This window comes from Mesorhizobium sp. B3-1-6 (assembly GCF_006439555.1).
Lineage (GTDB): Bacteria > Pseudomonadota > Alphaproteobacteria > Rhizobiales > Rhizobiaceae > Mesorhizobium.
Genome location: NZ_VFTM01000002.1, coordinates 236,596 through 252,100, shown reverse-complemented (window position 1 = coordinate 252,100; position 15,505 = coordinate 236,596). Strand labels below are relative to the sequence as shown.

15 protein-coding genes are annotated in these 15,505 nt (G+C 65.2%); 14 read left to right on the top strand and 1 reads right to left on the bottom strand.

The genetic code is table 11. From position 1 onward, the window contains the following. Positions 1-28: 28 nt before the first annotated feature. The 8 genes from FJ414_RS03455 (at position 29) to FJ414_RS03420 (ending at position 8,575) form a co-directional block, all read left to right on the top strand. A complete protein-coding gene (locus FJ414_RS03455) occupies positions 29-457 on the top strand; it encodes an NUDIX domain-containing protein (protein ID WP_140641310.1) in 429 nt (142 codons plus the stop codon). Beyond that, positions 454-1,431 carry a GlxA family transcriptional regulator gene (locus FJ414_RS03450; RefSeq protein ID WP_140641308.1) on the top strand — a complete coding sequence of 326 codons (978 nt, stop codon included), beginning with the start codon at positions 454-456 and terminating at the stop codon, positions 1,429-1,431. Before FJ414_RS03455 ends, FJ414_RS03450 begins: the two co-directional genes overlap by 4 nt. 122 nt (positions 1,432-1,553) lie before the next feature. Beyond that, positions 1,554-2,858, top strand: a complete 1,305-nt coding sequence (locus FJ414_RS03445; RefSeq protein WP_140641305.1) for a Xaa-Pro peptidase family protein — start codon at positions 1,554-1,556, stop codon at positions 2,856-2,858. After that, positions 2,858-3,118, top strand: a complete 261-nt coding sequence (locus tag FJ414_RS03440) for a hypothetical protein (protein ID WP_140641303.1) — start codon at positions 2,858-2,860, stop codon at positions 3,116-3,118. The genes FJ414_RS03445 and FJ414_RS03440 overlap by 1 nt, the downstream gene beginning before the upstream one ends. An 8-nt stretch (positions 3,119-3,126) precedes the next feature. Further along, a complete protein-coding gene (locus FJ414_RS03435) occupies positions 3,127-3,804 on the top strand; it encodes an isochorismatase family protein (RefSeq protein WP_140641301.1) in 678 nt (225 codons plus the stop codon). A gap of 5 nt (positions 3,805-3,809) precedes the next feature. Further along, entirely contained in the window at positions 3,810-4,853 is a 1,044-nt protein-coding gene (locus tag FJ414_RS03430) for an alpha/beta hydrolase (RefSeq protein ID WP_246672287.1), read from the top strand. 263 nt (positions 4,854-5,116) lie between these two features. Continuing rightward, a complete protein-coding gene (locus tag FJ414_RS03425) occupies positions 5,117-6,757 on the top strand; it encodes an ABC transporter substrate-binding protein (RefSeq protein WP_140641299.1) in 1,641 nt (546 codons plus the stop codon). Positions 6,758-6,889: 132 nt separating this feature from the next. Further along, positions 6,890-8,575: a tetratricopeptide repeat protein gene (locus tag FJ414_RS03420; RefSeq protein WP_140641297.1), complete on the top strand. Its 1,686-nt coding sequence runs from the start codon at positions 6,890-6,892 to the stop codon at positions 8,573-8,575. Between the two features lie 31 nt (positions 8,576-8,606). Here the strand turns inward: FJ414_RS03420 and FJ414_RS03415 are convergent, their stop codons facing one another. Continuing rightward, complete coding sequence (locus FJ414_RS03415) at positions 8,607-9,389, bottom strand: hypothetical protein (RefSeq protein ID WP_140641295.1); 783 nt, start codon at positions 9,387-9,389, stop codon at positions 8,607-8,609. Between the two features lie 191 nt (positions 9,390-9,580). On the opposite strand from FJ414_RS03415, the gene FJ414_RS03410 reads away from it, so the two are divergent. Genes FJ414_RS03410 through FJ414_RS03385 form a run of 6 tightly spaced genes read left to right on the top strand, consistent with a single transcriptional unit; the run spans position 9,581 to position 15,498 of the window. Further along, entirely contained in the window at positions 9,581-10,165 is a 585-nt protein-coding gene (locus FJ414_RS03410) for a DUF4129 domain-containing protein (RefSeq protein ID WP_246672286.1), read from the top strand. Then, positions 10,162-11,376 (top strand): DUF4350 domain-containing protein, encoded by a 1,215-nt coding sequence (locus FJ414_RS03405; RefSeq protein ID WP_140641291.1) that lies wholly within the window; start codon positions 10,162-10,164, stop codon positions 11,374-11,376. The genes FJ414_RS03410 and FJ414_RS03405 overlap by 4 nt, the downstream gene beginning before the upstream one ends. Then, entirely contained in the window at positions 11,363-12,319 is a 957-nt protein-coding gene (locus tag FJ414_RS03400) for a MoxR family ATPase (RefSeq protein WP_140641289.1), read from the top strand. The genes FJ414_RS03405 and FJ414_RS03400 overlap by 14 nt, the downstream gene beginning before the upstream one ends. Continuing rightward, a complete protein-coding gene (locus FJ414_RS03395) occupies positions 12,316-13,620 on the top strand; it encodes a DUF58 domain-containing protein (RefSeq protein ID WP_140641287.1) in 1,305 nt (434 codons plus the stop codon). Before FJ414_RS03400 ends, FJ414_RS03395 begins: the two co-directional genes overlap by 4 nt. Then, positions 13,617-14,633 (top strand): stage II sporulation protein M, encoded by a 1,017-nt coding sequence (locus FJ414_RS03390; RefSeq protein WP_140641285.1) that lies wholly within the window; start codon positions 13,617-13,619, stop codon positions 14,631-14,633. Before FJ414_RS03395 ends, FJ414_RS03390 begins: the two co-directional genes overlap by 4 nt. Then, complete coding sequence (locus tag FJ414_RS03385; protein WP_140641283.1) at positions 14,620-15,498, top strand: RDD family protein; 879 nt, start codon at positions 14,620-14,622, stop codon at positions 15,496-15,498. Before FJ414_RS03390 ends, FJ414_RS03385 begins: the two co-directional genes overlap by 14 nt. The last annotated feature ends 7 nt before the right edge of the window (positions 15,499-15,505 follow it).

Genomic DNA, 15,505 nt, shown 5'->3' with positions numbered 1-15,505 from the left:
CAAAACCGCCGTCGGGAAACAGCCTATCGTGACCTCCAGTCATTCCAGATCAGCGAGGGCCAGGACGATCCGCATCGCCGCCGCTGTCATCCGCGACGACGGCGGCAGGCTGCTTCTGGTGCGCAAGCGCGGTACCAGCGCCTTCATGCAGGCCGGCGGCAAGATCGAGCCGGGCGAGTTGCCGGCCGCCGCCCTTGCGCGCGAATTGCGCGAGGAGCTGGGCGTTGCCGTCGATCCGGCCGAGGCCTTCCATCTCGGTTCCTTCTCGGCGCCCGCCGCCAATGAGCCTGACGCCCGCGTCGAGGCCGAGCTGTTCGAACTCTCCATCACCGGCGAGCCAGTCCCGGCGGCAGAGATCGAGGAGATGATCTGGCTGAACCCGGAGCTGGCGAGCGGCATGGAACTCGCGCCGATCACAGCCCATATCGTGCTGCCGCGCTACGGCCGCCAGCCATGAGTTCACGCAACCAGCCAAAACAGGCGGCGGGCGGAGCGCCTTTGACCTTCGCGGTGCTGGTCTTTCCCGGCTTTCCAATGATGGCGTTTTCTTCCGTCATCGAGCCGCTGCGCGCGGCCAACGTGCTTGCCAGGCGCGAATGCTACCGCTGGGTGATCGTCGGCGCAGACTGGGGCACGGTCGAGGCCTCCAACGGCGTCGTCATCCAGCCGGGCTTCTGCGCCTCCGACGCGCCGAAGGTCGACCGCATCGTCGTCTGCTCGGGCGGCGATGCCGACCATGTCGTGGCCGACGAGGCGATGAGCTGGATCCGCAAAAGCCTGCGCGGCGGCGCGCATATTGGCGCTGTTGCCGACGCCGCCTTCTTCCTCGCCCGCGCCGGCCTGCTCCACGGCCATGCCTGCACCTTGCACTGGACCAGCCAGGCCGCCTTCAGCGAGGCTTTTCCGGATATCGAGCTTCGGCGCGATCTCTTCGTCATCGACCGCAAGCGCTTCACCTCGGCCGGCGGCGTCGGCAGCCTCGACATGATGCTGGAGATCATCACGCGCGACTGTGGCGCCGAGATTGCGGCGGGCGTCGCCGAATGGTTCGTGCATTCTCCATTGCGCTCCAGCGTCGACCGCAAGCTGATGCCGCTCAGGCTGCGCACCGGCGTCCAGAACGAGCTGGTGCTGTCGGCCATCGCCATCATGGAGGACGCTGTGGAAGAGCGGCTCGGCATGGCGGAGCTGGCGGCAAGGCTCGGCGTGTCGTCCGACAAACTCGAGCGCAATTTCCGCGCCGAACTGGATGTCTCGCCCAACGGATATTACCGGCGGCTGCGGCTGAAGCGCGCGGCTGACCTGTTGGCGCATTCGACGCTGATGGTGCGCGATGTGGCGCTAGCGTGCGGCTTCGCTTCGATGTCGAGCTTTGCGCGGGCGTTTCGCGAGGAACATGGGCACGCGCCGAAGGCGATGCGGCGGCATTAGTTGGAATGGTGCGGCTCTCCGTTTCCTTCGTCGTTGGTGCGGCATTCGGCACGACATCTGCGGGAATCCGCACACATTTTGCGTGACGCATAGCTCATGTTCTCCGCATCAGGAGACCCCGCATGAGTATCGTCGTTTTCGACCCCGACAGCACCGAGGATGTGGACTTCAAGGACCGCATGCGCCATCCGGCGGCGGCCGATCCGGCCGGCGGCATGTGGCTGTCCGACACCGAGCCGTCCTTCATCGATGCCGACGCGCTGCGCAAGGGGCGGCTCGCCAAGCTGCGCGCCTGGATGCGCGAGGCGGGCTATGGCGGCGTGGTGCTGTTCGATCCCTACAACCAGCGCTACGCCACCGGCTCGCGCAACATGTTCGGCTATTTCCTGCGCAACTCGACGCGGTACTTCTTCATCCCGACCGAAGGGCCGATCGTGCTGTTCGAATATCCGCAGAGCTACCACGTCTCCATGGTGCTCGACACCATCGACGAGGCGCGGCCTTCCAAGCTCGTCTGGTCCTCCGTCTCCGGCCGCGATGACGAGACTGCCGGGCCGTTCGCCGACGAGATCACCGAGCTTCTGAAGAAGCATGGCGGCGGATCGATGAAGCTCGGTCTCGACCGCTGCAGCCATCTCCAGGCGCTGGCCCTGGAAAGGCGCGGCTGCGAGGTGCGCGATTGCCAGGGCGAGATTCTCGCCGTGCGCGCGGTGAAGACGCCGGAGGAAGTCAAATGCCTGCAGGTGTCGATGGCGGGCGCCGAAGCCGCGGTGGCGGCTGTGCGCGAAGCGATCAAGCCCGGCGTCTCCGAAAACGACCTGTTCGCCATCATGTACGGCGAGGTGATCCGGCAAGGCGGCGAGTTCATCGAGACCCGGTTGCTCACCTCGGGACAGCGCACCAATCCATGGTTCAACGAGGCAAGCGGCCGCAAAATCAGACCGGGCGAGTTGCTGGCGCTCGATACCGACACGATCGGCTGCTACGGCTATTATTCCGACTTCTCGCGCACCTTCCGCTGCGGCCCGGGCAAGCCGACGCCCTATCAGAAATCGCTCTACCGCATGGCGCACGACCAGGTGCAGCACAATATCTCAATCGTGGAGCCCGGCATGGCGTTCCGCGAGATTGCCGAGAAGGCCTGGAAAATCCCCGATCGCTTCGTCGACCAGCGCTACACCTCGGTCATGCACGGCGTCGGCATGCATGGCGAAACGCCTTTCATCGCGCACTCGATGGACTACGAGACCTATGGCCGCGACGGCATCATCGTGCCTGGCATGGTGGTGAGCGTGGAAAGCTATATCGGCGAGAAAGGCGGCCGCGAAGGCGTCAAGCTCGAGGACGAGATCCTGATCACCGAGACCGGCACCGAACTGCTCTCGCGCTTTCCTTATGAGGATGAGTTTCTGGAGCCGCAGGTTTGATGCAGGCAAGCACGATGAGCGCCGGTCCGGCATCGCAAACCTTGGCGATTGGCCGCAACACCTGTGCCGTCGCCATTCTAGGGCGAAGCAAGGAGCGAAGCGACGCGGCGCAGACCCTGGAAGCCATGCCGTTCCGTCTCCGCTTCGCCGCGGTGCGGAATTCTGTTAGGCAGCAATTGACGATCAAGGTAACGGCATGGATTCCAGGGTCTTCGCGACGCCGCTACGCGGCTGCTTCGCCCTGGAATGACGAAGTTTGAGCATACGCATGAAAACGCCCATTTCCATTCGACGCGGCACGGTGGCCGCGGTGTTCATCGATCTCCAGGAGGAGCATCGCAAGGACAGACGCTATCTGGTCGAGGGGTTTGCCGACATCCTCGCCAATGTGCAGCGCCTGCAGGAGGCGGCGCGGCGCAATTTCGTGCCGCTCCACCACTGGGCCTATATCGTGGATCTTGCTGAGGCGCGGCCTTTCCACCCGGTGGACGAAAGCGGCAAGTCGGCCTTCTCGGACAAGGACGATCCGCTGACGGCGATCTGCCATGAGGTGGCACCGCAAAACGGCGAAGCCACTCTGATCAAGCAGGAAGCCAGCGCCTTCGGCAAGAACGATTTCGGCGACAAGCTCAAGGCAGCCGGCATCGAATGGCTGGTGATTGCCGGCGTCTGGACCGAGGCCTGCATCGACGCCACGGTGAAGGACGCGGTGGCGCGAGGCTTTCGCGTGCTGCTGGTCAAGGACGCCTGCGGCAGCGCAAGTGCGGCCATGCATCAGACCGGCGTCCTCAACCTCGCCAACCGGCTCTATGGCGGCGCCGTCGCCAACACGCTCGACGCCTGCCGGCTGATGGCCGGCGACACGGTCAATGTCTGGCAGGTCGAGGGCTCGGTGCCGCTGCGCTTCACCTTCGAGAACGCGGCGCGGCTCTACGCCGAGCTCTGACGGCAGTGGCCAGCAACCCAAGCAACTCGGCGAGGCGCGGCAACTATGCCGATCGGCTCGACCCGGAGCTGTGGGACTATATCGACAAGGTGGACAGCTGGTACCCGCCGGAGATCGTGGCCGCGCCGATCGCCGAGCAGCGCGCCGTGTACGACAGAATGTGCGTGGCTTTCCATCAAGGACATCCCGAAGGCGTGACGACCAGCGACGGCCTTGTCGCCACGGCGGCGCATGCCATCCCGGTCCGGCGCTACCGCATGGCGGGCAAGGCGGCAGCGGCGATCGTCGTCTATTATCATGGCGGCGGCTTCGTGCTCGGCGATCTCGACAGCCATGACGACATCTGTGCCGAAATCTGCGCCGGCACCGGTTTCGAGGTAGTCTCGGCCGGCTATCGGCTGGCGCCGGAGCATCTGCATCCAGCCTCCTTCGACGATGCTCTTGCCGTGTTCGAATGGGTCGCCGCGACCAGCACGCTGCCGATCTTGCTTTGTGGCGAGAGCGCCGGCGGCAACCTCGCCGCCGCGGTGGCGCAAGCGACGCGACATCATGCGCGGCATGCCATCGGCCAGATGTTGATCTATCCCGGCCTGGGCGGCGGCGAGAGCGGGCGTTCCTATGTCGAGCACGCCGAGGCGCCGCTGCTGACGCTCGCCGACATCGAGTTCTACCGCCGCGTCCGCTCGGCGCCTGGGCAATCGCCTGAGGACCCGACCCTTTCTCCACTCATGGCTCGTGATTTCTCCGGTCTGCCGGCGACAGTGATCGTCACCGCCGAATGCGATCCGCTGTCGTCGGAGGGCGAGACCTATCGCGACCGCATCCTCGCCGCCGGTGGGCAGGCGATGTGGCGCGAGGAGCCGCGGCTGGTGCACAGCTTTCTGCGGGCGCGCCCGACGGTGCCGCGCGCGGCGGCGGCGTTTCGAAGGATTATCAGCGACATTGCAAGGCTGGGTGCCGGTGGCGGAGCGCTAATCTCCCCACTCGTGGGGGAGATGGCCGGCAGGCCAGAGGGGGGCGCGAAGGATCAGGACCCTTCGGTTTCCTAACGTCCGACATCTGTCTGAGAAGACATCTCCAATCCGCTGAGACGTATGGCGGGACAGCGCCCCCCTCTGTCCTACCGGACATCTCCCCCACAAGGGGGGAGATCAGCTGTCCTCCTGCGGAACAGCGCATAAGAACTGCGGAAAACCAAACATTTCCCTGCGGAAAGCGGACCTATCATCCTTCGCAGGCAATGGCGCTCCGGCGGTCGCATCCGCCCCCGCGCATGGCGTCCCCGGGGCGCCCAACAACAGAGGGAACGACGATGAAGTTCATGCTGACCGACAGAAAACTGCACCCGCGCGCCAGGCCGATCGCCGACGATTTCAGGAAGGGCGCGATCAGCCGGCGCGAATATCTGGCGCTGATGGCCGGCTTTGGCGTCAGCGCCGCCGGCGCGATGGCGCTGGGCGGGATCGCTCCCTCGCCTGCCCGCGCCGCCGAGCCGAAAAAGGGCGGCGTGCTGCGCGTGGCGATGAACGTCAAAGGCTTTAAAGACCCGCGCACCTTCGACGGCGTCGAGATGTCGAATGTCGCGCGTCAGTGCAACGAATATCTGGTGCGCTGGAACACCGACTTTTCTTTCGAGCCCTGGCTGCTGGAAAGCTGGGAAACCAGCGATGACGCCAAGACGATCACGCTTCACGTGCGCAAGGGCATCACCTGGTCGAACGGCGACACTTTCAACGCCGACGATGTGATCCACAACCTCAACCGCTGGTGCGACGCCTCGGTCGCCGGCAATTCGGTTGCCGCGCGCATGGGCGCGCTGGTCAACGCCGACACCAAGAAGCCGGTCGACGGCGGCATCCAGAAGATCGACGACCATACCGTCAAGATCAACCTGCCAAAGCCCGACATCTCGCTGATCGCCGGCATGGCCGATTATCCGGCGCTGATCATGCACCGCTCCTATGAGGGCGATGCCGACCCGAAGAAGGCTTTGGCCATCACCACCGGCCCATGCGAGCTGGTGAGCTGGGACGCCGAGACGGGCGCGGAGGTGAAGCGCAAGGACAAGCCATGGTGGAAGGGCGAATTCTATCTCGACGGCATCAAATGGGTCGACTACGGCTCGGACCCTAACGCCATGCTGTCGGCCTTCGAATCCGGCGAGATCGACACCGATCACGAGACCGCTTCGGACGCCGTGTCGCAGACCGACCAGATGGGCCTGCAGAACTCCGAGATCGCCACCGGCTCGACCATCGTCGCGCGCTTCAATGTCTCCAACGCGCCCTATGACGACGTCAAGGTGCGCCGCGCCGCCCAGTTCGCCGTCGATAATGCGGCCGTGCTGAAGCTCGGCCTCGACGGTCGCGGAAAACCCGCCGACAACCACCATGTCGGCCCGATGCATCCGGAATTCGCCGATATCGGCCCTGCGGTGCGCGATGTCGATCAGGCCAAGAAGCTGATTTCCGAAGCCGGCAAGGCCGACCACGAATATGAGCTGATCTCGGTCGACATCGAATGGCAAAAGAGCACCGCCGATGCGATCGCGGCGCAAATCCGCGAGGCGGGCCTCAAGGTCAAGCGCACGGTATTGCCGGCCGCGACTTTCTGGAACGACTGGAGCAAGTTCCCCTATTCCTGCACCGAATGGCTCGGCCGGCCGCTCGGCGTCCAGGTGCTGGCTTTAGCCTACAAGTCCGGCGCGGCCTGGAATGAAAGCGCCTACGCGAACAAGGAGTTCGACGAACTGCTCGACAAGGCGCTGGCAACGCCCGACGCGGCGGCGCGCAAGGAGATCATGGCCAAGATCGAGACCAATCTGCGCGACTCCGGCATCATCATCCAGCCCTACTGGCGCTCGGTCTATCGCACCTATCGCAAGGGCGTGCAGGGCTGCGAACAGCATCAGGCCCTCGAGCAGCATTTCGAGAAGGTGTGGCTGGAGTCCTGATCCTCCCAGGACCGAGCGGCCGGCGCGGCGTTCAAGGCCGCGCCGGCCGTTTGCTGTTTGCCAAGCCAACGCATTTCGGCACAGAGTGCGCCGACCGGCTGTCCGCCGGGGGAATGCGAGAAGCAGCAAGGCATGGACCACTTCGATCTCGGCACCTATCGGCGCCCCATCTCTACATCCTCGGCGGAAACGCAACGCTGGTTCGATATCGGGCTGAACTGGTGCTACGGCTTCAACCATGAGGAAGGCATCAAATGCTTCGAGAGGGCGCTGGAGACCGATCCCGGCTGCGCCTTCGTGCATTGGGGCATCGCCTATGCCGCCGGGCCTTTCTACAATCTGACCTGGAAGGAACATGGCAAGGCCGAGGCCGACCATGCCGCCAGGCGCTGCTTCGAGCATGCGCGGCTTGCGCAAGCCAACGCGGCAAGCGCGAGCCCTGTCGAACGGCGGCTGATCGAGGCGCTGGCCGCCCGATTCCAGCAGCCGCATGGCGTGAGCGCGGCCGAGTTCGAAAAATGGGACGACGCCTATGCCACTGCCATGCGAAAGGTCTATCGCGACTTTCCAGACGACCATGACGTGATGGCGCTGACGGTCGAGGCGCTGATGATGCGCACGGTGCGGCGCCTGTGGAACCTCAAGACCGGCGCGCCGGCACCGAATTCCGACGTGCTCGAAGCGCTGGAGATCTGCGAACGTTCGATCCGGCTCTCGGACGAGGCAGGTGCCGCGCCGCATCCGGCGGCGCTGCATCTTCACATCCACCTGCTCGAAATGTCGACGCAGCCCGAGCGTGGCACGCGCTCGGCGGAACGGCTGAGTACGATGTGCCCCGATGCCGGCCATATGAACCACATGCCCGGACATATCTACGTACTCTGCGGTGAGTATGAGAAGGCGAAGATCGCCAGCGAGAAGGCGGTGCGCGCCAACGATCTCTACCTCGCCTATGCCGGCGAGCCGACCTATTACCTGCTTGGATGCTGCCACGACCTGCATCTGATGATGTTCACCTGCATGTTCCTTGGCCAGTACCGCCCTGCCTTGTGGGCCGCCGACAAGGTGCGCAGCCTGGTGACGCGCGACGTCGTCAGCATTGCCGGGCGGCCGAAACTGACGCAGACGGTCGAGGGCTACCACGCGATGAAATCGCATGTGCAGGTGCGCTTCGGGCGCTGGCGCGAGATCATCGACGAGCCGATGAATGGCGAGCCTGAACTCTATGTGGTGACCACCGCATTGCAACACTACGCCAAGGGCGTGGCGCATGCGACGCTGCGCGAATTCGCGGCGGCCGAGCGCGAACGCGAACTATTTAGCCGGCAAATCGACAGCATTGCACCGGAGCGCCGCTTCCTCAGCAACCCGACGAAAGCCTCGCTCGCCGTGGGCGCGGCGTTGCTCGATGGGGAACTCGCCTATCACCAGGGGCGGTATGATGAAGCCTACGAGCATCTGCGGCGCGCGGTCGAGCTCGACGACAATCTCTCCTACACCGAGCCGTGGGCCTGGATGCACCCGCCGCGCCACGCGCTGGCAGCACTCCTTCTCGACCAGGGCCACGCCGCGGAGGCCGAGCAGGTCTATCGCGACGATCTGGGCCTGAGCGGCGCCGTGCAGCGCTGCGCCCAGCACCCGGACAATATCTGGGCGCTGCACGGGCTGGTCGAATGCCTGAAGCGACGCGGCGAGAAGGAGGAACTGCTGGGATTGCAGGCGAAGCTCGCGGCAGCACTTGCCAAGGCGGACGTGGCGATAACCTCGTCGTGCCTGTGCCGGACCAGCGTGCAGGCAGACCATTGCTGTTGTCATTGAGGCTGCGGGGTTCGGCGCCCCGCGGCGTTTCTTACGAGAATATCTCCGCCAGTTCGTCGATGCTTGCACCTTCCTTCGCCTGGCGCAGTTCGACGTAGCTCACCGCCGTGGCGATCGACAGCACCATCGACACCACGGTCTGCACCAGCGCGGCTCCGATCTCGGCTATGATGCCGCCGAACAGCACAAGAACGAGCAATATTCCCCACTGGATGATCATCGCGATGATGATGAGAATGAGGAACAGGCCGAACAGCGCCCAGCGGCTGCCCTTGGTCAGAACCCGGCTGCGCGACATCGAGCCGAACACGCCCCGCCGCTCCTGGATCAGAACCGGCACCGACATCGACCAGCCGAGCCAGAGGATGATGCCCGGCACGATCAACAGCATCAGGCCGATACCCGCGCCGAGACCGACGAGAAGGCCGATGCCAAGCGTCGGCAGCAGAAAGCGGATCGCAATCTGGATGCAGTCGCCGAAGGACGGGCGCTTGCCGTTGAGGTCCTCGATGGTCGCCCGCACCAGCGCCGACTGCAGCAGCAGCGCGCACACAAAGGAGATCAGCCCGGCGATGATGGTGATGTAGGAATTGCGAAACATGGCGCCCGGGTCGGCCATGGTGGCGGGGTCGCGCTGCATCATTGCGTCGATCTGCGGCTGGGTCCACAGCCTGACGAGCAATGCCGGCAGGCCCGCAAACAAAGCCGCCAAGCCCACGCAAAGTCCGATGTTTCGGCCAATCACGCCGAAGGTGTTGCTGAATACCCTGCCGATCTCGAATCTGCCGGGTTGCCCCAATGTCGCAGTAGTCATGATAATTTCCCCCGAGTCACCACCGTATCCGACCGATGACTTCAAAGTAAATTTGCCAAGGTTGAAGGGCTAAGTCCAGTGCGCTTGCAATTGTCATGGCGTATTGCCAGTGTCGGCCCCGAACCGCAGGTTGCAGGGGGAATGAGCGGGTGACAGCCGCAGCGACGGATGAGGCCGGACGGCTGGCGCAGTTGCACAAGCAGCTGCTGGCCGACGATTCGATCCAGTTCGGGCTGCCGACCTATGTGCGGCCCGAGCCTCCCGAATGGCTGAAGCCTGTACTGGAGGGCCTAGCTAAGCTCGGCCCTTACATGATCTATCTGTTCTGGGGCGCGGTAATCATCGGCGTCGCGATCATTGCTTTCCTGCTTTTTCTCGAGGCCAAAGGCGTTGCCTGGCGCCTGCCATGGCGGCGGAAACGCGAAGAAACCGAAGCGAGGGAAGAATGGCGCCCTGACGCGGGGGCCGCCCAGGTTCTGCTCTCCGAGGCCGATGCGCTCGCAGCGCGCGGCGAGTTTGACGAGGCGGTGCATCTTCTGTTGCGCCGCAGCGTCGCCGACATAGCCACCCGGCTGCCCAACTTCCTGCGCCCGTCGCTCACCGCGCGCGATATCGCCGCCGCGGGCTCTATCCCCACGCGGCCCCGCGCCGCGTTCAGCGAGATCGCCCGCATCGTCGAGGCGGCCTTGTTTGCCCGCCGTCCCGTCGGCGCCGAGGGCTGGCGGCAGGCGCGCGGCGCCTATGAGCGGTTCGCCTTCCGGGACGCCTGGGCATGACCGCGCAGATGACAGGCGCAGCGCAAGAACCGTTCAGCCGCAGAACCCTGTTCTGGGGCATCTTCGCCAGCCTGCTGGCGGCGGCCGGGTTTTTCCTTTTGTCCACTTATGCGCCCGATTTCCGCCAGCCCGAGGGCGGCGCCACGCCGTTTTCGAAGGGTGGCACCGGCTATGCAGGGCTTGTCGAATGGCTGAAGCTCGCCAACGGACAGGCGCCACCGATGGAGCGCGGCGAGAAGGACCTGGGGTCGCCGCTGGCCTCGACTTTTCTGCTCATCGTCACCATCGCGCCGGGCAGCGACCCGGCCGCGCTCGACCGCATCATCAAGCTGCGCTCCGGCAAGGACACGCTTTTCGTCCTGCCGAAATGGCAGACCTTTCCCTTGTTCAGCCATGACGGCTGGGAGACCAAGGTCGAGCGGCTGCCCAATACTGTTGTCAACGACTGGCTCGGCCGCATCGCCAAGGCGAAGCTCGGCGAGGTGAAGAACACGCTCTCGCAGATCAATATCGCCGGCCGAACGGTGCCCGCGCCGGAGGAACTGCAATGGGTGGCGGACGACCATCCGCTGATCGCGGCCGGAAACGGCAGGGCTATCCTGACCGAGCTCGACAACGAACCCTTCTACATCCTCACCGATCCCGATTTCATCAACAATGCCGGGCTCAAGGACGAGCGGACGGCAGCCGCCGCGCTCGACATGATCGCCATGATCGAGCCCGCCAAGGGCGCCGTCATGTTCGACCTGACACTGCACGGCATCGGCCAGAAATACGATCTTGCCAAGCTTTTGGTCGAACCGCCCTTCCTGGCGCTGACGCTGTCGGTGCTGGTGGCGGCCGCGCTCGCCTTTCTGCATGGGCTCGGCCGCTTCGGCCCGCCGCGCGCGGAAGGCCGCGCCATCGCCTTCGGCAAGCAGGCGCTGGTCGACACGACGGCGATGCTGCTCAGGCGCGCCGGGCGGCTGCAAGAACTTGGCGACCGCTATGCAACGCTGATGCGGCAGCGCGCCGGCGCCTTGCTCGGCGCGCCGCACGGGCTGCAGGGCGAAGCGCTCGACCACTGGCTCGATTCCCGCGACAAGGGCGAGACGCATGGCTTCAGCCGGCGCTTCAAGGCCGCGAATGAATCCAACAATTTGGCCGCAATGCATGAAGCAGCCGAACAGCTGCATGACTGGACGGCAAGGAGGCTCGGTGAACGTCGATGAAGTGAAAGCCCTGGCGGGCGCGATCAGGGAAGAAGTCGCGAAAGCGATCACCGGACAGCGCGATACCGTCGACCTGATGCTGACGGCTTTGTTTGCCGGCGGGCATATCCTGCTCGAAGGCCCGCCGGGCACCGCCAAAACCATGACGGCGCGCTGCTTCGCGCAGGCGCTCGGCGTCGCCTATGGCCGTATCCAGTTCACGCCCGACCTGATGCCCGGCGATATCGTCGGCTCCAACATCTACAATTTCCAGAGCGGGCAGTTCACGCTGACGCGCGGCCCGATCTTCTGCGATCTTCTGCTCGCCGACGAAATCAACCGCACGCCGCCGAAGACGCAAGCCGCGCTGCTCGAGGCCATGCAGGAGCATGCCGTCACCTTCGACGGCACCACCCATTCGCTCGGCCGGAATTTCATGGTGGTGGCGACGCAGAACCCTATCGAGCATCAGGGCGTCTATCCACTGCCCGAGGCGCAGCTCGACCGCTTCCTGTTCAAGCATCGGGTGAGCTATCCGGATCTCACCGAAGAGCGCGCCATCATCGTCCATCACGGCGGCGGCTCGGCCTCGCATGATATCGAGCAATACGGCATCAAGGCGCGGACCGACCGCAAGACGCTGGAAGCAGCGCTGGCCACGGTCGGCGACGTCACGCTGGTCGACGATGTCGTCGGCTATATCGCGGCACTTGTGCGCGGCACGCGCGAAAGCCCTGACCTAGAAGTGGGAGCGAGTCCACGCGCGGGCGCCATGCTGGCGAGAGCCGCGCGCGCCAGGGCGGCGCTCGACGGCCGCAACTATGTCATCCCCGACGACGTCAAGGCGCTGGCCGTGCCGGCTCTGCGCCACCGTGTCGTTCTCTCGCCGGCCGCGCAGATCGACGGGCGGCTGGTCGAGCAGATCGTCTCCGACCTCGTCGACAATACGGAAGCTCCGCGTTGATCTATCCGAGCGGCCGAGCGGTCTGGGCAGCGGCGGCGGGGGCGATCCCCGCCTTCCTGATCGCGCTCGTTTTGCCGCATGTCTGGTATCTCGGCCTGTTGTGGATCTGCCTACTGCTTGCCTTCCTGGCGGTGGACGCGGCCGCAGGCAGGGGCCGCGCCTCGCTCAAGGCCACGCTGACGGCGCCGCCGCAAGTCGGCGTCGGCGGACGCTTCACGCTGCACGTCGCGGCCGGCGCCGGCGCAAAGCTGCGGCGCCTGCAGGCGCGTGTCGGGCATGACCAGCGGCTGCAGCCGGTCGCGGGAACCGGCGGTGCGCTGCCGGCCAGTGGCGGCACGCTCGATCTCGAATTCGAGGCCATCCGCCGCGGCATCGCCGGCTTCGACCGTCTCTGGCTGCGCTGGCAGGGTCCATTCGGGCTGATCTGGAATCAGGTCGTGTTGCCGGTCGACCGCAAGGTCGCGGTGCTGCCCAATGTCGACAGCGCGCGCGACGAAGCGATCACGCTCTTGCACCGTTCCGCCCTTGCCGACGGCCATACGCAGAAGCGTGCCGGCCAGGGCCGCGAGTTCGAAGCGCTGAAGGATTACCAGCCCGGCATGGGGCGGCGCATGATCGACTGGAAGCGCAGCGCTCGGCACGGCAAGCTTCTGGCGCGCGAGTTCCGGATCGAGGAGAACAACAACATCGTTCTGGCCATCGATAGCGGCCGGCTGATGTGCGAGCCGGTCGACGGGGTGCCGAAGGTCGACCGGGCGGTGACGGCGGCGCTTCTGTCGGCGTTCATCGCGCTCAAGGGCGGCGACCTCGTCAGCCTATTCTCCTTCGATGCCAGGCCGCGCGTGTCGAGCGGCGCGGTGCGCGGCTCGCCGAGCTTCACCATGATCCAGAAGCGCGCCGCCGAGATCGACTATTCGACCGAGGAGACCAACTTCACCCTGGCGCTCACCACGCTTTCGGCGAAGCTCGACCGGCGCTCGCTGGTCATCGTCTTTACCGATTTCGTCGATCCGATCAGCGCCGAATTGATGCTGCGCACCGTTGGCCGGCTTACCGAGCGGCATCTGGTGCTGTTCATGCTGATGAAGGATGTGGAACTCGAAACGCTGGCCGACATGGCGCCGGCGGCGCCCGAGGATGTCGCCCGCTCCGTCACCGCCGGCGACCTCTTGCGGCAGCGGCAGGTGGTGATCGGCAGGCTCAGGCTGCTTGGCGCGCATGTCATCGAGGCCGACCACCAGCGGCTCGGTCCGGCGCTGGTCGAGCGCTATATCCAGCTCAAGGAGGAGAACCTCTTATGACGCTGTCGGCCGGCACCGATTCCGTGCGCCAGTCGCTGGCAAGCTTCCGCCAGGAGCGCGAGGCCGACTGGAAAGCCTTCGAGGCGCTGCTCGCGCGCGTCGAAAAACGCGCGCCGCGCGCGCTCTCAGAAGACGAGCTGCTGTCGTTGCCGCTCCTCTACCGTTCGGCGCTGTCGTCGCTTTCGGTGGCGCGCGCGACCTCGCTCGACAGCGCGTTGATCGCCTATCTCGAGGCGCTGTGCCTGCGCGGCTATTTTTATCTCTATGGCGCCCGGCGGAGCTTGAGAACGCGCATCGGCGATTTCTTCCTGCACGACTGGCCGGCGGCGATCCGCGACCTTTGGCGCGAAGTATGGACATCGGTCGGGCTCACCGTCATCGGTGCCATTGCCGGCTATTGGCTGGTCGCTTCGGACAAGCGCTGGTACGACGCCATCATCGCGCCGAGCCTGGCGGGCGGGCGCAACCCGGATTCGTCGGCCGAGACGCTGCGCAGCGTGCTTTACGGCGGCGGCGATCATTTCCTGTCGGGCTTCGCGGCCTATCTCTTCACCCACAACACGCAGGTGTCGATCCTGGCCTTCGCGCTGGGCTTCGCCTTCGCCGTGCCGAGCGTGCTGATCATCCTGATGAATGGCTGCATGCTCGGCGCCATTTTCCAGATCTATGCCGCCAAGGGCCTGGGCTTCGAGCTCGGCGGCTGGCTTTCGATCCACGGCACGACGGAGCTGTTCGCCATCGCCATCGCGGGTGCGGCAGGCATGCGCATCGGCACCAGCATCGCCTTTCCCGGCGAGCTGACCCGCATGGCGGCCGCGGCGCGAGCCGGGCGCGTGGCGGCGACCGCCATGATCGGCGTCACGGTGATGCTGCTTTTTGCCGGACTGTTGGAAGGCATCGGCCGGCAGACGATCACCAGCGACCTCGCCCGCTATTCGATCGGCGGCGGCATGCTGGCGCTCTGGATCTCATATTTCTACCTGTTGCGGATGGTGCGGCATGGCGACCGCTAGGACAGCCAAGGCAAAGAACCCTGCCGCGCTGATACGTCCGCTGGTGACACCCGAAGGCGTGGACCTGCGGGTCAAGCTGGCGGATGCCGGCACCCGCGCTTCCGGATTCCTGCTCGACGTGGTGATCATCGCCGTCGCGGCCGTGGTCGTCTCGCTGGTGATGATCTTCGGCCTTGCCGGGCTTGGTATCCAGGATGCCCAGCCACTGTTCATCGTCTGGATCATCTTCATCTTCTTCCTCCGCAACGTCTATTTCATCGCCTTCGAGGCGGGCCGGCGGGCAGCCACGCCGGGCAAGCGCATGGTTGGCGCAAGAGTCGCGTCGCGCAGCGGCGCCGGCCTCACCATCGACCAGGTCATCGCGCGCAATCTGATGCGCGAGATCGAAGTGTTCCTGCCGCTGTCGATCCTCGCCGCGCGCGCCAGCGCCGATGTCGCCGACACGCTGACGACCATCTTCGGCCTGGTCTGGGCGCTGCTGTTCTCGCTGTTTCCGCTGTTCAACCGCGATCGGCTGAGGATCGGCGACCTGCTCGCCGGCACTTGGGTGGTCGAGGCGCCGAAAGTGGCGTTGGTCGAAGACCTTTCGCAGCGCAAGGACCTGGTCGCGGCCCGCTTCCAGTTCAGCCCCGCACAGCTCGACGCCTATGGCATTGCCGAGTTGCAGAAGCTGGAGGAAGTGTTGCGCCGCGATGACTATTCGGCGCTGAAGGCGGTGGCCGAGACCATCGCCCGCAAGATCGGCGCCAGGGTCGAGCCGATCGATTCAAAGGCTTTTCTTACCGCCTATTACGGCGAGCTCCGAGCGCATCTGGAACGCAAGCTGCTGCTTGGGAACCGCAAGGCGGATAAGTACGCTCGGTAGTGAAGCA